Origin of the sequence: Variovorax paradoxus (assembly GCF_030811855.1) — a bacterium.
In the GTDB taxonomy this organism is placed as follows: domain Bacteria; phylum Pseudomonadota; class Gammaproteobacteria; order Burkholderiales; family Burkholderiaceae_C; genus Variovorax; species Variovorax paradoxus_L.
Genome location: NZ_JAUSRN010000004.1, coordinates 234,751 through 251,729 on the forward strand (window position 1 = coordinate 234,751; position 16,979 = coordinate 251,729).

The 16,979-nt window shown below is 66.0% G+C and carries 16 protein-coding genes; 13 read left to right on the top strand and 3 right to left on the bottom strand.

Annotated elements, in window-relative coordinates:
• Position 1: 1 nt before the first annotated feature.
• From J2X92_RS10885 to J2X92_RS10905, 5 genes are read left to right on the top strand one after another with little or no spacing between them, the layout of a single operon-like run.
• Positions 2-907 carry an ABC transporter permease subunit gene (locus J2X92_RS10885; RefSeq protein ID WP_307575605.1) on the top strand — a complete coding sequence of 302 codons (906 nt, stop codon included), beginning with the start codon at positions 2-4 and terminating at the stop codon, positions 905-907.
• Positions 904-1,935 carry an ABC transporter ATP-binding protein gene (locus J2X92_RS10890; RefSeq protein ID WP_307575606.1) on the top strand — a complete coding sequence of 344 codons (1,032 nt, stop codon included), beginning with the start codon at positions 904-906 and terminating at the stop codon, positions 1,933-1,935. The genes J2X92_RS10885 and J2X92_RS10890 overlap by 4 nt, the downstream gene beginning before the upstream one ends.
• A complete protein-coding gene (locus J2X92_RS10895; RefSeq protein WP_307575607.1) occupies positions 1,932-2,975 on the top strand; it encodes a peptide ABC transporter ATP-binding protein in 1,044 nt (347 codons plus the stop codon). The genes J2X92_RS10890 and J2X92_RS10895 overlap by 4 nt, the downstream gene beginning before the upstream one ends.
• Before the next feature lie 29 nt (positions 2,976-3,004).
• The gene (locus J2X92_RS10900) at positions 3,005-4,639 is read left to right on the top strand and encodes an ABC transporter substrate-binding protein (protein ID WP_307575609.1); all 1,635 of its coding nucleotides are present in this window, start codon (positions 3,005-3,007) and stop codon (positions 4,637-4,639) included.
• Between the two features lie 3 nt (positions 4,640-4,642).
• Complete coding sequence (locus J2X92_RS10905) at positions 4,643-5,428, top strand: 5'-methylthioadenosine/adenosylhomocysteine nucleosidase (protein WP_307575611.1); 786 nt, start codon at positions 4,643-4,645, stop codon at positions 5,426-5,428.
• Here the strand turns inward: J2X92_RS10905 and corA are convergent.
• Entirely contained in the window at positions 5,421-6,407 is a 987-nt protein-coding gene (gene corA, locus J2X92_RS10910) for a magnesium/cobalt transporter CorA (RefSeq protein WP_021005171.1), read from the bottom strand. The genes J2X92_RS10905 and corA overlap by 8 nt on opposite strands.
• Before the next feature lie 217 nt (positions 6,408-6,624).
• Here corA and J2X92_RS10915 point away from each other — a divergent pair, with 217 nt between their 5' ends.
• From J2X92_RS10915 to hprK, 4 genes are all read left to right on the top strand, one after another.
• Complete coding sequence (locus J2X92_RS10915) at positions 6,625-8,742, top strand: ATP-dependent helicase (protein WP_307575613.1); 2,118 nt, start codon at positions 6,625-6,627, stop codon at positions 8,740-8,742.
• 315 nt (positions 8,743-9,057) lie between these two features.
• Entirely contained in the window at positions 9,058-9,387 is a 330-nt protein-coding gene (hpf, locus tag J2X92_RS10920; RefSeq protein ID WP_012745566.1) for a ribosome hibernation-promoting factor, HPF/YfiA family, read from the top strand.
• Positions 9,388-9,570: 183 nt separating this feature from the next.
• A complete protein-coding gene (locus J2X92_RS10925; protein WP_055800763.1) occupies positions 9,571-10,038 on the top strand; it encodes a PTS sugar transporter subunit IIA in 468 nt (155 codons plus the stop codon).
• An 80-nt stretch (positions 10,039-10,118) separates the two neighbouring features.
• On the top strand, positions 10,119-11,078 hold the full coding sequence (gene hprK / locus J2X92_RS10930; RefSeq protein ID WP_307575616.1) for an HPr(Ser) kinase/phosphatase: 960 nt from the start codon (positions 10,119-10,121) through the stop codon (positions 11,076-11,078).
• A gap of 33 nt (positions 11,079-11,111) precedes the next feature.
• Here the strand turns inward: hprK and fur are convergent, their stop codons facing one another.
• A complete protein-coding gene (gene fur, locus J2X92_RS10935) occupies positions 11,112-11,531 on the bottom strand; it encodes a ferric iron uptake transcriptional regulator (RefSeq protein WP_055800769.1) in 420 nt (139 codons plus the stop codon).
• A gap of 86 nt (positions 11,532-11,617) precedes the next feature.
• Here fur and J2X92_RS10940 point away from each other — a divergent pair, with 86 nt between their 5' ends.
• The 4 genes from J2X92_RS10940 to J2X92_RS10955 all read left to right on the top strand — a co-directional run bounded on the left by J2X92_RS10940 (position 11,618) and on the right by J2X92_RS10955 (position 14,345).
• Complete coding sequence (locus J2X92_RS10940; RefSeq protein WP_307575618.1) at positions 11,618-12,181, top strand: outer membrane protein assembly factor BamE; 564 nt, start codon at positions 11,618-11,620, stop codon at positions 12,179-12,181.
• Between the two features lie 131 nt (positions 12,182-12,312).
• Complete coding sequence (gene dapB / locus J2X92_RS10945; RefSeq protein ID WP_370878308.1) at positions 12,313-13,137, top strand: 4-hydroxy-tetrahydrodipicolinate reductase; 825 nt, start codon at positions 12,313-12,315, stop codon at positions 13,135-13,137.
• A gap of 9 nt (positions 13,138-13,146) precedes the next feature.
• Positions 13,147-13,854 (top strand): MotA/TolQ/ExbB proton channel family protein, encoded by a 708-nt coding sequence (locus J2X92_RS10950; RefSeq protein ID WP_307575622.1) that lies wholly within the window; start codon positions 13,147-13,149, stop codon positions 13,852-13,854.
• 20 nt (positions 13,855-13,874) lie between these two features.
• Positions 13,875-14,345 (top strand): ExbD/TolR family protein, encoded by a 471-nt coding sequence (locus J2X92_RS10955; protein ID WP_307575624.1) that lies wholly within the window; start codon positions 13,875-13,877, stop codon positions 14,343-14,345.
• 136 nt (positions 14,346-14,481) lie between these two features.
• On the opposite strand, the gene J2X92_RS10960 is transcribed toward J2X92_RS10955, so the two are convergent.
• The gene (locus J2X92_RS10960; protein WP_307575626.1) at positions 14,482-16,965 is read right to left on the bottom strand and encodes a glycogen/starch/alpha-glucan phosphorylase; all 2,484 of its coding nucleotides are present in this window, start codon (positions 16,963-16,965) and stop codon (positions 14,482-14,484) included.
• Positions 16,966-16,979 lie beyond the last annotated feature (14 nt).

The window sequence follows — 16,979 nt, forward strand, 5'->3', positions numbered from 1 at the left end:
CATGGCCTCGACCGACATCATTGCACCGCCCATTGCGAGCAAGGCGCCGCCCGGCCCGTGGCGCGAGTTCTGGACCGCGTTCTCCGCCAACCGCGGGGCGGTCATCGGCCTTGCCACGATCGCGGCGCTGCTGCTCGTGGCGCTGTTCGCGCCCTGGATCGCGCCGCATGCGCCAAACGAAACCAACAGTGCGGCCTTTCTGCGGCCGCCCGCCTGGCAGGAGGGCGGATCGGCCAGCTACCTGCTGGGCACCGACGCCATCGGGCGCGACATTCTTTCGCGGCTCATGTTCGGCGCGCGGCTCTCGCTCTCGATCGGCGTGGCCGTGGTGGCGCTGTCAGTGGTGACGGGCATCGTGCTCGGCCTGATTGCGGGATTCTTCCGCGGCGTGCTCGAGATCGCGATCATGCGGCTGATGGACATCGTGCTCACACTGCCGAGCCTGCTGCTCGCCATCGTGATCGTGGCCATCCTCGGCCCGGGGCTGGTCAACGCGATGCTCGCCGTGGCGATCGTGGTGCTGCCGCACTATGTGCGCATCACCCGAGCGGCCGTCATCGCCGAAGTGTCGCGCGACTATGTCACGGCGGCGCGCGTGAGCGGCGCCGGCACGCTGCGCCTGATGTTCAGCGAGGTGCTGCCCAACTGCGCGGCGCCGCTCATCGTGCAGGCCTCGCTCGGCATCTCCACGGCCATTCTCGACGCGGCCGCGCTCGGCTTTCTCGGCCTTGGCGCGCAGCCGCCGTCGCCCGAATGGGGAACGATGCTGGCCGATGCGCGCGAGTTCGTGTTGCGCGCTTGGTGGGTCGTCACCTTCCCTGGTCTCGCCATCCTTGCGGCCGTGCTGGCCTTCAACCTGCTCGGCGACGGCCTGCGCGACGCGCTGGACCCGAAGCTCAAGAGATGAGCATGCTGCTGGACATCAAGGACCTGCATGTGGAGTTCCCCACGCAAGGCGGCGTGCTGCATGCCGTGGACGGCGTGAGCCTCACGCTCGAGGAGGGCGAGGTACTCGGCATCGTGGGCGAATCGGGCTCCGGCAAGAGCGTGACGATGATGGCGCTGATGGGGCTCATCGGCTTTCCGGGCCGTGTGCGCGCGGACCACATGCGCTTTGCGGGCAAGGAGCTGCTCGGCATTTCGGACAAGGCCCGCCGTACGCTGGTCGGCAAGGAGGTCGCGATGATCTTCCAGGAGCCGACCACCAGCCTCAACCCCTGCTTCACCATCGGCTTCCAGCTGATGGAAACGCTGCGGCTGCACCTGCATCTCGACAAACGCACGGCAAAGAAGCGCGCAACCGAACTGCTCGAACAGGTCGGCATACCCGCCGCGTCGTCGCGCCTCGGCAGCTATCCACACCAGCTTTCCGGCGGCATGAACCAGCGCGTGATGATCGCGATGGCCATTGCCTGCAACCCGCGCCTCCTGATTGCCGACGAGCCGACCACAGCGCTCGACGTCACGATCCAGGCGCAGATCCTGGACCTGCTGCGCGAACTGCAGAAAGAGCGCGGCATGGCGCTGGTGCTCATCACGCACAACATGGGCGTGGTGAGCGAGATGGCGCAGCGCATTGCCGTCATGTATGCGGGCCAAGTGATGGAGCAGCAGCGCGTCGACCGGCTCTTCGCGAATCCGCAGCATCCCTATACGGAGGCCCTGCTGGCCGCGTTGCCCGAGCGCGCGGCGCCCGAGGGGCGGCTTGCCACCATTGCGGGCGTGGTGCCCGGCGTGCATGACCGGCCCGCAGGTTGCCTGTTCGCGCCGCGCTGCAGCTACGTGACGACGAAGGCCTGCAACGTGCGGCCGGCGCTGCGCGCGGTCGCGTCGCAACCGGGCACCGAAGTGCGCTGCCATTTTCCGCTCGGCGAACCCGGGCGGCTGGCCGCCATCGAGGCCGACCGGCCGCGAGTTGCGGAGATGCCCCAATGAGCGCATTGCCCGGCGATGTCGTGGTCGATGCGCGCAACCTGCAGCGCACCTACGCCGTACGGCGCGGCATGTTCCGCGCGCCCGCGCAGCTGCGTGCGGTCGGCGATATTTCATTTCGCATCGAACGCGGCCGCACGCTGGCGGTGGTCGGCGAATCGGGTTGCGGCAAGTCCACGCTCGCGCGCATGGTCGCGCTGATCGAGAAGCCGACGGCCGGGCAGCTCACGCTGGTTGGCCACGATGCAGTGGACACGCCTTCGGAGCACCGGCGCGAGTTGCGACAGGCCGTGCAGCTGGTGTTCCAGAACCCCTATGGCTCGCTCAATCCGCGCAAGAAGATCTCCACCGTGCTCGAAGATCCGCTGGCCATCAACACCACGCTCGGCAAGACAGCGCGCGCTGCCAAGGCGCGCGAGATGCTCGCGCGCGTGGGCTTGCGGCCGGAGTACGCAAACCGCTATCCGCACATGTTCTCCGGCGGCCAGCGCCAGCGCATTGCCATTGCGCGCGCGCTCATGCTGGAGCCGCGCCTCTTGGTGGCCGACGAGCCGGTGTCGGCGCTCGACGTGTCGATCCAGGCGCAGGTGCTGAACCTGCTGGCCGACCTGCAGGCCGAACTCGGCCTGGCGTACCTCTTCATATCGCACGACCTGGGCGTGGTGCGGCACATCGCGCACGACGTGCTGGTGATGTATCTCGGCCATGCGGTGGAGCAGGGCCCGAAGGCGCGCATCTTCGCGAGGCCGCTGCATCCCTACACGCAGGCGCTGCTGGCGTCCACACCCGGACTCAGCAGCCAGCGCATCGTGCTCAAGGGCGAGCTGCCATCGCCGCTGAATCCGCCGACCGGCTGCGTCTTCAGCACGCGCTGCCCGCATGTGACAGAGCGCTGCCGCGAAGAGCGGCCCTTGCTTCGCGCGCTCGACGAGCGGCTGGTGGCCTGCCACTACGCCGAGAAGTTTCTCGAAGGCGCGGCGCCGGTGAGCGCCGACATGCCGTTGTCTCCGCCGTTCGTCGCGCCCCTGGCGACGAACCCCTAGTTCTTCAACCCGTGTCCCAAGGAGTTGCCATGAAGATCCAGCCATCCGTTTCGCGCCCCTCGCGAAAGCTCGTTGCATTCGTAGCGCCGGCGGCGCTTGCCGTGCTCGCACTGGCATCCGGCGCCGTGTCCGCCAAGACGCTGGTCTACTGCTCGGAGGGCAGCCCCGAGAACTTCTATCCCGGCGTGAACACCACCGGCACCTCCTTCGACGTGACCACGCAGGTCTACAACACGATCGTCGAGTTCGAGCGCGGCGGTACCAAGGTCGTGCCCGGCCTGGCGGAAAAATGGGACATCTCGGCCGACGGCACGCAGTACACCTTCCACCTGCGCAAGGGCGTCAAGTGGCACAGCACCAGCAAGACCTTCAAGCCCACGCGCGACTTCAACGCCGACGACTTCATCTTCATGCTCGAGCGGCAGTGGAAGGAGAGCGACCCCTTCTTCAAGGTCACGAGCCAGAACCACTCCTACTTCAATGACATGGGCATGCCCAAGCTCTTGAAGTCGGTCGACCGCATCGACGAGTTCACGGTGAAGATCGTGCTCAACCAGGCCGAGGCGCCGTTCCTTGCCAACCTTGCGATGCAATACGCCGGCATCCAGTCGAAGGAATACGCCATCGCCATGTTGAAGGCCGGCACGCCGGAGAAGGTCGACCAGGACCCGATCGGCACCGGCCCGTTCTACCTCGTGCAGTATCAGAAGGATGCGGTCATCCGCTTCAAGGCCTTTCCGCAGTACTGGGGCGGCAAGGCGAAGATCGACGACCTCGTGTTCGCGATCACGCCCGACGCCTCGGTGCGCTGGGCCAAGCTGCAGAAGGGCGAATGCCACGTCATGCCCTATCCGAACCCGGCCGACCTCGACGCGATCCGCAAGGACCCGAACGTGCAGGTGCTCGAGCAGCCCGGCCTCAATGTGGGCTACCTCTCGTACAACACCACCAAGAAGCCCTTCGACGACGTGCGCGTGCGCAAGGCCATCAACATGGCGATCAACAAGAAGGCGATCATCGACGGCGTGTACCTTTCGACGGGCGTGGCCGCGAAGAACCCGATCCCGCCGACCATGTGGTCCTACAACGATGCCGTGAAGGACGATCCCTACGACCCCGAAGCCGCCAAGAAGCTGCTGGCGCAGGCCGGCTTTCCCGATGGTTTCTCGACCGACCTGTGGGCCATGCCGGTGCAGCGGCCTTACAACCCGAACGCCAAGCGCATCGCAGAGCTGATGCAGGCCGACCTCGCCAAGATCAACGTCAAGGCCGAGATCAAGAGCTTCGAGTGGGGCGAGTACCGCAAGCGCCTGCAGGCCGGCGAGCACCAGATGGGCATGCTGGGCTGGACCGGCGACAACGGCGACCCGGACAACTTCCTCTACACGCTGCTGGGCTGCGCCTCGGCCAAGTCGGCGAGCGGCAGCAACATCTCCAAGTTTTGCTATCAACCTTATGAAGATCTCGTACTGAAGGCCAAGAGCACCACCAAGCAGGCCGACCGCGATGCGCTCTACAAGAAGGCGCAAGTCATCTTCAAGGAACAGGCGCCGTGGTTCACCATCGCGCACGCGGTGCAGCTGAAGCCGGTGCGCAAGGAAGTCGTCGATTTCAAGCTCAGCCCCTTCGGGCGCCACACTTTCTATGGCGCGGACATCAAGTAGCCGATGAGCGCGCCCGTTGCCATCGTGGCCGCAATGCATGAGGAGCTCAGCGCGCTCCTCGCGCAGATGCCCGACGAGCAGCGCGTGCGTGCCGCGGGCCGCGACTTCTGGGTCGGCCATCTGCACGGCCAGCCGGTCGTCGCGGTGCTGTCGCGCATCGGCAAGGTCGCCGCTGCGGTCACGGCCACGGTGCTGCTCGAGCGCTTCGGCGTGCGGGCCATCGTGTTCACCGGCGTCGCCGGCGGACTCGCGCCGGGTGTGAACGTGGGCGACGTGGTGGTCGCGTCGGAACTGCTGCAACATGACCTCGACGCCTCGCCGATCTTTCCGAAGTACGAGGTCCCGCTCATGGGCCTTGCGCGCTTCGCGGCCGATGCCGCGATTGCCGACGCGCTCTCGGGCGTTGCCACCCATGTGCTGCGCGATCCGGTCGCACTGATCGGGCAGCAGGCCGTCGAGGAGTTCGGCATTCGAGCACCGAAGGTGCACCGCGGCCTTCTGGTGAGCGGCGACCGTTTCGTGTCGACCAGCGCCGAGAGCGAGGCGCTCAGGCGCGATCTGCCCGACGCGCTCGCAGTCGAAATGGAAGGCGCGGCTATGGCGCAGGTCTGCCACGACTATGGCGTGCCGTTTGCGGCGATACGGACGATTTCGGACCGGGCCGACGACGCCGCGCATGGCGACTTCGCGCGCTTCGTCGCCGAGGTGGCGAGCCGCTACAGCCTCGCGCTCGTCGATGCGTGGCTGGCCACGCTGCCTTCCTTGCCTGAAACGCCCGCTGCTACTTGAGCCAGCCGCGCCGGCGGAAGTACCACATCGGCACCAGCGCACTGGCCGCCATCAATGCCAGCGCATACGGATAGCCCAGCGACCAGTCGAGCTCGGGCATGAGCTTGAAGTTCATGCCGTAGATGCTCGCGATCAGCGTGGGCGGCAAGAGCGCCACGCTGGCCACCGAGAAGATCTTGATGGTCTTGTTCTGGTTGATGTTGATGAAACCGACGGTCGCATCCATCAGGAAGTTGATCTTGTCGAACAGGAAGGCCGTGTGGTTGTCCAGCGATTCGATGTCGCGCAGGATCTGCCGCGCCTCCTCGAACTGCTCGGCGTTGAGCATGCGGCTGCGCATCATGAAGCTCACCGCGCGGCGCGTGTCCATCACGTTGCGGCGGATGCGGCCGTTCAAGTCTTCCTGGCGCGCGATGGCCGCCAGCACTTCGCCGGCCAGCTCGTCGCTCACGTTGCCTTCGAGCACCTTCTTGCCGGCCACCTCGAGTTCGTCGTAGATGTTCTCGAGCGTGTCGGCCGAGTATTCGGCGTCGGCGTCGAACAGCTTGAGCAGAACTTCCTTCGCGTCCTCGATGAGCCCCGGGGCTCGGCGCGCGCGCATGCGCAGCAGGCGGAACACGGGCACGTCTTCGTCGTGGATCGAGAACAGCACGCCGCGGCTGCGAAGCTCGGTGTTGTGCTGGTTCAGGATGAAGGCCACACGCACCGAACGCGGGTCTTCGTCGTCGTCAATCAAGAAGTCGGAGCGGATGTGCAGCTCGCCGTTGTCTTCTTCATAGAAGCGGGCCGACTCCTCGATGTCCTCGTCCATCGCGTCTTCGGGGATCGAGAGGCCGTAGTACTGCTTGATCCAGCGCTTCTCTTCGAGGGTGGGAGATTCGAGGTCGACCCAGATGGGCTGGAACTTGGAAAGCTCCTCGAGCGCTTCGATCTCTTCCTGGACGAGGCGGCCGTTGGCGAGCGTAAAGATGTTGAGCATGGGCTCACTCCCGTGAAATGGCTGAGGCGATGGGGCGAGGGAAGGGGCGCTTTCAATTCCCGGGCCCGGCGCAAGCAAGCGTCAGAGGGGAGTTGAAAGCTGCCGAGACGGGGCGGTTTCCAAGGTGCGGTCTCCAGTTGCAGCGAGGCGCGATTATGTCATCGGCCATGTGACGGGAGCCTGCCGATCTGGATGGACATACAGTAAAGTTGCGGCCATGCAGACCGCTGCGCTCCCTGTTTTCTCCGCCCCCGGCGCCACCCAGGCCGAGCGCCTGGCCGCGGCGCTCTCTACGCTCAATGACGAGCAGCGTACCGCCGTCGAGCACGGCGTCGGCACGGTGGTCGGGCGTGACGAGCGGCCGCTGCTGGTGATTGCCGGTGCAGGCTCCGGCAAGACCAGCACACTGGCGCACCGCGTCGCGCACCTGATTGCCGGCGGCGTCGACCCGCAGCGCTTGCTGCTCCTGACCTTTTCGCGGCGCGCGGCGCTTGAAATGGAGCGCCGCGCGGGCCAGGTGCTGGCGCGCGTCCTCGGGCTCAAGTCGGAAAAACCGCCCGCGCTCCCGTGGGCCGGCACCTTCCACGGCATCGGGGCGCGCCTGCTGCGTGAGTACGCGGCGCACATCGGCCTCGACGACCACTTCACGATCCACGACCGCGGCGACGCCGAGGACCTGATGGGGCTGGTACGGCACGAGATCGGCCTGTCGTCGAGCGTGAACCGTTTTCCGCGCAAGGGCACCTGCTTGTCGATCTACTCGCGCTGCGTCAACACGCGAGCGCCGTTGGCCGATGTGCTCGCAGAAGCTTTTCCGTGGTGCGCCGAGTGGGAGGCCGAGCTCAAGCGCCTGTTCGGCGCCTACGTGGAGGCCAAGCAGCAGCAGAACGTGCTCGACTACGACGACCTGCTGCTCTATTGGGCCGGCATGGTGGCCGAGCCGGCGCTCGCCGGACTGGTGGGGGAGCGTTTCGACCACGTGCTGGTCGACGAGTACCAGGACACCAACCTGCTCCAGGCCTCGATTCTTCTCGCGCTCAAGCCCGATGGCCGCGGCGTGACGGTGATGGGCGACGACGCGCAGTCGATTTACTCGTTTCGCGGCGCAACGGTGCGTAACATCCTCGACTTCCCGTTGCAGTTTTCGCAGGCCGCGCGGGTCGTCACGCTGGAGCGCAATTACCGCTCCACACAGCCGATTCTCGACGTGTCGAACCGGGTCATTGCGCAGGCGGCCGAGCGGCATGCCAAGACCCTCTGGACCGACAAGCCCTCGGCGGGCAGGCCGCAGCTGGTGCTGGTGCCCGACGAGGCGCAGCAGGCGGTCTGGGTGGCCGACAAGGTGCTGGCGCACCGCGAGGGCGGCCTCGCGCTCAAGTCGCAGGCGGTGCTGTTTCGCGCTTCCACGCACAGTGCGCCGCTCGAACTCGAATTGGCCCGCCGCAACATCCCATTTGTGAAATACGGCGGCCTCAAATTCCTGGAGGCCTCGCATGTGAAGGACCTGCTCGCGGTGCTGCGCTTCGCAGAAAACCCGCGCGGGCGCATGGCGGGCTTTCGCGTCACGCAGCTCATCCCGGGCATCGGGCCCGCCACAGGCACGCGGCTGCTCGATGCCATGGACCGGGCGGCCGACCCGGTGGCGGCGGTGCGCGAGTTCGTGCCGCCCTCGGCCGCGCGAGCCGAATGGGCGGTGTTCGCCGAGGCCTATGCGGCACTGCGCGCACCTGCATTGGCATGGCCCGCCGACCTGGAGCTGGCCGTGCGCTGGTACCTGCCGCATCTCGAGCGGCTTTACGACGACCCTTCCGGCGTGCGGCGCGGCGACGTCGAGCAGCTGGCGCGGCTGGCGTCGGGCTACGCCTCGCGCGAGCGCTTCCTGACCGAGCTCACGCTCGATCCGCCCGAGGCGACGAGCGACCGGCCGGGTCCGCCCTTGCTCGACGAGGACTACCTCATCCTCTCCACCATCCACTCGGCCAAGGGGCAGGAATGGAATTCGGTGCATGTGCTCAACGTTGTCGACGGCTGCCTGCCAGCCGACGTGGCGCAAGGCGCACAAGAACTCGAAGAGGAGCGGCGCCTTCTCTATGTGGCAATGACCCGTGCGCGCGACCATCTGCACCTGCTGGTGCCGCAGCGCTTCTACGTGACGCAGCAGGCCGTGCGGGGCGACCGGCATCTGTACGCCAACCGCACGCGTTTCATCACCGAGTCGGATCTCGCGGGCTTCGAGCAGCTGACCTGGCCCGAGCCGCCTGCGCGTCCACCGGCCGTGCCGCCGCCGGCTGCCGTGATCGACCTGCGCAACCGCATGCGCGCTGCCTGGAGCTGAAAACGGCAGGCCCTTTGCCCCGCAGGGTCACCGCTGGTGACGCACTGAAACACTTGCTGTCAAAGCGCCGCAGCGGCGGGCCACCGTGCACGGGCAGCTATGGAAGCTGTAGCGAAGCGGCCGTGGGGCCGCATGCGCACGCTGCTCCTGAATACCCGACTATTGCAATACCGTGACAGCTTGGGCATAGTGAATCGACCTTCCCTCATTTCCCCTCTTTTCTCTTCCCCCTCCGACCCACATCTGTTCTCGCCGGCCACGCTTCATTCCGGAGCGGGGTCATTTTCCCAACCGTCAATTCTCAGGAGGTCATTCATGAATTTGACGATCAGCGGTCATCACCTCGACGTCACACCTGCCTTGCGGACTTACGTTACGAGCAAGCTGGACCGGATCACACGGCACTTCGACCAGGTGGTCGATGTGAAGGTGCTCCTTACGGTGGAAAAGCAGAAGGAAAAGGAACGCCGCCAAAGGGCGGAGTGCAACATTCACGTCAAGGGCAATGACATGTTCGCGGAGTCGAGCCACGCTGATCTTTACGCTGCGGTCGATGAACTGGTCGACAAGCTCGACCGCCAGGTGGTCCGCCACAAGGACCGCCTGCAGGACCACCATCACGCGGCACCCAAGCGCGTGATGTAGGTAGCCACGGCATGGGCTTCGGCCCCTCTCGGTAAGCCGCCTCCGGGCGGCTTTTTGTCGCCCGGTTTTTGTTCTTGCGCCTTTGGGGCCGCGAGGCCTCTGGGCAACATGTAGCCAAAAAGTAGGTAACAGGATTGGGGTTTTTACCGAGCAGGTGCATAATCGCCCCCGCACTCTCCCACCATGAATCGCCTCGCGTCCATCCTGCCGCCCGCTCAAGTGCTTGTGAGCGTTGACGCCACCAGCAAGAAGCGTGCTTTCGAAGAAGCAGGCCTGCTGTTCGAAAGCCTTCATGGCCTCGGCCGCGCCCTGATCACCGACAGCCTGTTTGCGCGCGAGCGCCTCGGTTCCACCGGGCTCGGGCATGGGGTTGCCATTCCGCATGGCCGCATCAAGGGCCTGAAGGCGCCGATGGCTGCGGTTTTCCAGCTTGCAAACCCCATCGGGTTCGACGCGCCGGACGAGCAGCCCGTCGGACTGCTGATCTTCCTGCTGGTGCCCGAAGCGGCCACGCAGAAACACCTCGAAATCCTCTCTGAAATTGCCGAATTGCTGAGCGACGCGGGTCTGCGCGAGCAGATCAAGTCGAGCACCGACGCGGCCGCGCTGCACGGACTCATTGCCAACTGGCAATCGACGCAGGTCGCGTAGAGGTGGTCGCCCCGGCAGAGCCGCTTCGCGGTATTCTGGGCTGCTCCAAAACCAGGCGCTGAGCGCCATCTCCCCTACGCATGAAGCCGACCGTCATCAGTGCCGACGCCATGTTCGAGGAATTCCGCGGGTCGCTCCGCTGGGAATGGCTCGCCGGCCTCGGCGCCTCCGAACGCCAATTCGACCCTGAGGTCATCAGCCGCGCCCAGTCGGCGGCCGATCTGGTCGGTTACCTCAATTACATCCACCCCTATCGCGTTCAGATCCTGGGTGCCCGCGAGGTCACTTACCTGACGCGCGGCAGCCCGGAAGACTGTGCCCGACGCATCGCGCGCATCGTCACGCTAGAGCCGCCCATGCTGGTTTTGGCCGACGGCCAGGCCGCGCCGGACGAGTTGCTATCGATTTGCGAGCGCGCGCAGCTGCCGCTTTTTGCCACGCGCGAATCGTCGGCCTTCGTGATCGACCTGCTGCGGGCCTATCTGTCCAAGCATTTCGCGGAACGCACCTCCATGCACGGGGTGTTCATGGACATCCTGGGCATGGGGGTGATGATCACGGGCGAATCGGGGCTGGGCAAAAGCGAGCTCGGGCTGGAGCTGATTTCGCGCGGCAACGGTCTGGTGGCCGACGACGCGGTCGATCTTTACCGCATCAACCAGAACACCATTGAAGGGCGTTGCCCCGACCTGCTGCTCAACCTTCTCGAAGTGCGCGGCATCGGCCTGCTCGACATCCGCGCCATCTTCGGCGAGACGGCCGTGCGCCGGAAGATGCGGCTCAAGCTCATCGTGCACCTGGTGCGGCGCGACAGCTTCGAGCGCGACTACGAGCGCATGCCCTCGGCGCCGCTCACGCAGGACGTGCTGGGCATTCCGGTGCGCAAGGTCATCATCCAGGTGGTGGCCGGCCGAAACATCGCCGTGCTGGTGGAAGCCGCGGTGCGCAACTCGATCCTGCAGCTGCGCGGCATCGACACCTATGCCGATTTCGTGGCGCGCCACCACAAGGCCATGGAAAACGGCCGCGATGGCGACTGAGGGGCGCCGCCACGCCGCCGGAGGCGGCGGGGGCTAGCGCTTGCTGGCGCAGTCGCCGCAGAGGCCGTAGAGGGACATGGCATGGTCCTGCAGGATCCAGCCCTTGTCTTTCGAGATCATCTGCTGGCGCCGCTCGATCTCGGCGTCGTAGAACTCCTCGACCTTGCCGCACGACGTGCAGATCAGGTGGTCGTGGTGCGTGCCCTCGTTGAGCTCGTACACCGCCTTGCCGCTTTCGAAATGGCTGCGCTCGAGGATGCCGGCTTGCTCAAACTGCGTCAGCACGCGGTAGACCGTGGCCAGGCCGATGTCGGAGTGCTCGTTCAAAAGCACGCGAAACACGTCTTCGGCCGTCATGTGGCGCTGGCTGCCGGTCTGGAAGATCTCGAGGATCTTCAGGCGCGGCAAAGTGGCCTTGAGGCCGGTATTCTTGAGTTCGTCGATGTTGGCCATGATGGTTCCTGCGCCCTGGGCTGCGGATGGGCCTCAAAGGGCCAGCCGCTACAATGGCCGATCATATCGCTACCCCCATTTCTCCCATGCCTGCCATTCTCAAACGCCGTCCCTGGCTGCTGGCTGCTGCCGTCGCCGTGACGTTCTGCCTCGGCGCCTGCAGCGGTTTCAGCGAACGCACGCGTGGCGCGCTGTCGGCCATCACGCCCTACAAGGTCGAAGTGGTCCAGGGCAATTTCGTGTCCAAGGAACAGGTCGAGGCGCTCAAGCCTGGCATGTCGCGCCAGCAGGTGCGTGAAATCCTCGGCACCTCGCTCTTGACCGATGTCTTCCACAAGGATCGCTGGGACTACGTCTTCACGATCAAGCGCCAGGGCGTCGAGCCGCAGGAACGCCGCCTGACCGTCTTCTTCAAGGGCGAGCTGCTCGACCGCTTCGAGGGCGACTCCATGCCCAGCGAAGAAGAATTCGTCGCCACGCTCGACACCCGCAAGAAGAGCGGCAAGGTTCCCCAGCTCGAGGCGTCGGAAGAAGAGCTCAAGAAATTCACCCCCAAGCAGGACAGCAAGAAGGCCGACGACGACACCGCGACGGCCGCCAACCTGCCGCCGCTGCCAGCGGCGTACCCCCCGCTCGAATCGGCGCGCTGAGCACACGCGCCAGACAGCGAACGACACGGGCGGCGTACCCGACCGACGGGCCGGGCGGGCGCATGCCGGTCTCCATGCCCCATTTCGAAGGCTGAATCCGCGTGACTGAAACCACTTCTTCCTCTTCTTCCATTTCCGGAGCTTCCACGCCAGCGCTCCGGCGCATCGCGATCGCGGGGGCTTCGGGCCGCATGGGACGCATGCTGATCGAGGCGGTCCGCGAGGCGCCCGATTGCCGCCTTGCCGGCGCGCTCGACGTGGCGGGGAGCAATGCCATCGGCGCCGATGCGGCCGCGTTCCTCGGCTTCACGAGCGGCGTGCCCATCGTGTCCGACCTGCGCACCGGCCTGCAGGACGCGCAGGTGCTGATAGATTTCACCCGTCCCGAAGGCACGCTCGCGCACCTCGCCATCTGCCGCGAACTGGGCGTGCAGGCGGTCATCGGCACCACCGGCTTCAGCGATGCGCAGAAGGCCGAGATCGCAGACATCGCGAAGGACATCGCGATCATGTTCGCCCCCAACATGAGCGTGGGCGTCAACGTCACCTTCAAGCTGCTCGAAATGGCCGCCAAGGCACTGTCGACCGGCTACGACATCGAGATCATCGAGGCGCATCACCGCCACAAGGTCGATGCGCCCTCGGGCACTGCACTCAAGATGGGCGAGGTCATCGCCGAGGCGCTGGGCCGCGACCTGAAGGAATGCGCTGTGTATGCGCGTGAAGGCATCACCGGCGCGCGCGACCCTTCCACCATCGGCTTCTCGGCCATCCGCGGCGGCGACATCGTGGGCGACCACACCGTGCTGTTCGCGGGCACCGGCGAGCGCATCGAAATCACCCACAAGTCGGCCAGCCGCGTCACCTACGCTGAGGGCGCGCTGCGTGCGGTGCGCTTCCTGGCCGAACAGAAGGCCGGCCTGTTCGACATGTTCGACGTGCTGGGTCTCCGCTAAAAACAAACGATGAGCGTGCTCGAACTGCTGACCCAGGGCGACGGCGTCAGCCGTTCGGTGGCTGCGCTCTTGCTGGCGATGTCGATCTCCAGCTGGGTGGTGATTCTCTGGAAGGCATGGCTGCTGCGCGGCGGCACGCGCGACGTGCTGCGCAGCATCGCCGCGTTTTGGCAATCGGCCACGCTCACTGATGCGGAACAGCGGCTCAAGGCCTTCGACAGCGCCACGCTTGTGGGGCCGGCGGTCAGCGCCATCAAGCACGCCGCAACTGCCGATGCCGGCAGTGCTACGCTCGGTGCCACCACCGGCGACCGCAACCAGAGGCTCACGCGGGCCCTGCGCGGCGCCTTGCATGGCGCGCTGCGGCGCCTGCAGTCCGGCCAGATCCTTCTTGCCACCGTCGGTGCCACCGCGCCCTTCGTGGGCTTGCTCGGCACCGTGTGGGGCATCTACGGCGCGCTCTCGGGCATTGCCGGCCAGACAGGCGGCTTCACCATCGACAAGGTGGCCGGCCCCGTGGGCGAAGCCCTGGTGATGACGGCGTTCGGCCTGGCGGTGGCCATCCCGGCCGTGCTGGCCTACAACGTGTTCGGCCGCGTCATCGGCCGTATCGAAGCCGAGCTCGAGGGCTTTGCGCACGACCTGCTCGGTAGCTTCGGCAGCGCGCCGGCACCCGCCGCGCCGCCGCCCGCGCGGCCCATGCCGGTCTCGGCCTAGCCGAACGGAGGACAAGCGCCATGGCCTTCGGTCGCACCTCGCTTGGCAGCAGCGCCGCTGGCGGTGGACGCGCGACAGGAGCCGGCGGGCAGCGGCCGCTGTCCGACATCAACGTCACGCCGCTGGTCGACGTGATGCTGGTGCTGCTGGTGATCTTCATCATCACCGCGCCGCTGATGGCCAGCTCGATCAAGCTCGACCTGCCGCAGACCGACGCCGGCCAGCCCAACGACACGCCCAAGTTCGTGAGCGTGTCGGTCGATGCCTCGGGCAAGATCTTCTTCAACGACCAGGCGGTCACCGACGAAGAGCTGGCCACCCGGCTGCAGAAAGCCGCCGCCGACAGCAAGGACACCGAAGTGCAGCTGCGCGCCGACCAGACCGTGCCCTATGGCAAGGTGGTGGCGCTGATGGGCATTGCCAACAAGGCAGGCTTGAGCCGGATCGGGTTCGTGACGGAGGCCGACGCGGCACCACAAAAGCCGCGCTGACGGCCTTGCTCCTTCCCCCTTTGGGGGAAGGTTGGGATGGGGGCATAGCGGCTTTCGATTCACGGCCGCGGTTCATTGAGCGCCGTCTGCCCCCACCCCAGCCCTCCCCCGGAAGGGGAGGGGGAAAGACAAAGTCTCAGCCCAGCACCACCGGCTTGGTGCGCCAGATCTCGTGCGCGTATTGCGCAATCGTGCGGTCGGACGAGAACGCGCCCATGCCCGCCACGTTCAATATCGCCATGTGCGTCCATGCATCCGCGTCGCGGTAGAGCGCATCGACTTCGGCCTGCGTTGCGACGTAGCTCGCATAGTCGGCCAGCAGCAGGTAGTGGTCGCCCCAGTTCACCAGCGCGTCGTAGATGCCCTGGTAGCGCGCGGGCTCGCCGGCGGAAAACGCGCCGTCGCGAATCGCATCGAGCACGCGCTTGAGTTCGGCGTTTTCTTCGTAGATGTCGCGCGGCTGGTAGCCGTGCGCGCGGATGTCCGCCACTTCGGGCGTGGTGTTGCCGAAGATGAAGATGTTCTCCGCGCCCACGTTGTCGCGCATTTCCACGTTGGCGCCGTCGAGCGTGCCGATGGTGAGCGCGCCATTGAGTGCGAACTTCATGTTGCCGGTGCCCGATGCTTCGGTGCCGGCCGTCGAGATCTGCTCCGACAGGTCGGCCGCGGGCATGATCACTTCGGCCAGGCTCACGCTGTAGTTGGGCAGGAACACCACCTTCAGCAGCTTGCCGACGCGCGCGTCATTATTGATGGTTTTTGCCACGTCGTTGATCAGCCGGATCACGAGCTTTGCCATGTGGTACGCCGACGCCGCCTTGCCCGCGAACACCACCACGCGCGGCACGATGTCGATGGGGCCGCCCGCCGCTTGCGCATCCAGGATGCGGTGGTAGCGCGTGATCACGTGCAGCACGTTGAGCAGCTGCCGCTTGTACTCGTGGATGCGCTTCACCTGCACGTCGAACATCGCGTCGGTGTCCAGCACGATGTCCATGTGCTGCTCCACCCAGTTGGCCAGCCGCAGTTTGTTCTCGCGCTTGGCATGCCTGAAGGCGCGCGCGAAGGCGGGCTGCGCCGCCATCGGCCGCAGCGCCTCGAGCTGCGAAAGGTCGCGCCGCCAACCTTTGCCCAGCCGCTGGTCGAGCAGGCCGGCGAGCGGCGGGTTGGCCTGCGCGAGCCAGCGCCGCGGCGTGACGCCGTTGGTCTTGTTGTTGAAGCGCTCGGGAAAGATCTTCGCGAAGTCCGCAAAGATCGATTGCTTCATGAGCTCCGAATGCAGGCCCGACACGCCGTTGATCGAATGGCTTGCAAGTACCGCCACATAGGCCATGCGCACGCGGCGTTCGCCAGCTTCGTCCACCAGCGACAACCGGCGCAGCAGCTCGACGTCGTTGCCCGCCTTCTGCGTCACGGCCGCGAGAAACTTCGCGTTCATGTCGTAGATGATCTGAAGGTGACGCGGCAGGATGCGCCCGAGCATCTCCACCGGCCAGGTCTCCAGCGCCTCGTGCATCAACGTGTGGTTGGTGTAGCTGAACACCTTCTGCGTGTGGGCCCAGGCCACGTCCCATGCCAGGCCGTGCTCGTCGAGCAGAAGGCGCATGAGCTCGGGCACTGCGAGCACCGGGTGCGTGTCGTTCAGGTGGATGCTGACCTTCTCGGCCAGCTGGTCGAAGGTCTTGTGGTTGCGCAGGTAGCGGCGCAGCAGGTCTTGCACGCTCGCACTGCAGAAAAAATACTCCTGGTGCAGCCGCAGCTCGCGGCCCGAGGGCGTGGAGTCGTCGGGGTAGAGCACGCGTGAGACGTTCTCCGAGTGGTTCTTGCTTTCCACCGCCGCCATGTAGTTGCCGCGGTTGAATGCCGAGAGGTCGATTTCCTCGGTGGCGCGCGCCGACCACAGCCGCAGTGTGTTGGTGGCCTGCGTGCCATAGCCCGGAATGATGGTGTCGTAGGCCACGGCCAGCACGTCGTGCGTGTCGACCCAGTCGGCCGCGCCGTAAGGCGCATTCTTTCCCTCGCGCTTTTGCACGTGGCCGCCGAAGCGCACGCGATAGTTCACCTCGGGCCGCTGGAATTCCCACGGGTTGCCGCGCGTGAGCCAGTAGTCGGGCGTTTCCACCTGCTGCCCGTCGACGATGCGCTGGCGGAACATGCCGTATTCATAACGGATGCCGTAGCCCATGCCCGGCACGCCCAGCGTCGCCATCGAATCGAGAAAGCAGGCCGCGAGCCGGCCCAGGCCTCCGTTGCCGAGCGCCGCATCGGGCTCGCGCTCGGCCAGCGCCGCCATGTCGACACCGAAGTCGGCCAGTGCATCGCGCACCGTGTCGTACAGGTCGACCGCCAGCATTGCGTTGGTGAAGGTGCGCCCGATCAGGAACTCCATCGAGAGGTAGTAGACGCGCTTCAGGTCCTGCGCATAGTTGGCGCGCGTGGTCGCCATCCAGCGCTCGACCAACTGGTCGCGCACAGCAAGCGCAGTGGCGTGCAGCCAGTCGTCCTGGCTGGCGGCGACGGGGTCTTTGCCGACGGCATAGATGAGCTTGTTGGCGACTGCGCGCTTGAACGCGGCCACGTCGCGGTCGGGATGGTCGTAGGCGAAGTCTTTGATGGTCATGGGCTTCGGTGAAA

Coding starts and splice junctions, on each gene's coding strand:
- J2X92_RS10885 (WP_307575605.1), top strand. CDS start 2: ATGGCCTCGACCGACATCATTGCACCGCCCATTGCGAGCAAGGCGCCG.
- J2X92_RS10890 (WP_307575606.1), top strand. CDS start 904: ATGAGCATGCTGCTGGACATCAAGGACCTGCATGTGGAGTTCCCCACG.
- J2X92_RS10895 (WP_307575607.1), top strand. CDS start 1,932: ATGAGCGCATTGCCCGGCGATGTCGTGGTCGATGCGCGCAACCTGCAG.
- J2X92_RS10900 (WP_307575609.1), top strand. CDS start 3,005: ATGAAGATCCAGCCATCCGTTTCGCGCCCCTCGCGAAAGCTCGTTGCA.
- J2X92_RS10905 (WP_307575611.1), top strand. CDS start 4,643: ATGAGCGCGCCCGTTGCCATCGTGGCCGCAATGCATGAGGAGCTCAGC.
- corA (WP_021005171.1), bottom strand. CDS start 6,407: ATGCTCAACATCTTTACGCTCGCCAACGGCCGCCTCGTCCAGGAAGAG.
- J2X92_RS10915 (WP_307575613.1), top strand. CDS start 6,625: ATGCAGACCGCTGCGCTCCCTGTTTTCTCCGCCCCCGGCGCCACCCAG.
- hpf (WP_012745566.1), top strand. CDS start 9,058: ATGAATTTGACGATCAGCGGTCATCACCTCGACGTCACACCTGCCTTG.
- J2X92_RS10925 (WP_055800763.1), top strand. CDS start 9,571: ATGAATCGCCTCGCGTCCATCCTGCCGCCCGCTCAAGTGCTTGTGAGC.
- hprK (WP_307575616.1), top strand. CDS start 10,119: ATGAAGCCGACCGTCATCAGTGCCGACGCCATGTTCGAGGAATTCCGC.
- fur (WP_055800769.1), bottom strand. CDS start 11,531: ATGGCCAACATCGACGAACTCAAGAATACCGGCCTCAAGGCCACTTTG.
- J2X92_RS10940 (WP_307575618.1), top strand. CDS start 11,618: ATGCCTGCCATTCTCAAACGCCGTCCCTGGCTGCTGGCTGCTGCCGTC.
- J2X92_RS10950 (WP_307575622.1), top strand. CDS start 13,147: ATGAGCGTGCTCGAACTGCTGACCCAGGGCGACGGCGTCAGCCGTTCG.
- J2X92_RS10955 (WP_307575624.1), top strand. CDS start 13,875: ATGGCCTTCGGTCGCACCTCGCTTGGCAGCAGCGCCGCTGGCGGTGGA.
- J2X92_RS10960 (WP_307575626.1), bottom strand. CDS start 16,965: ATGACCATCAAAGACTTCGCCTACGACCATCCCGACCGCGACGTGGCC.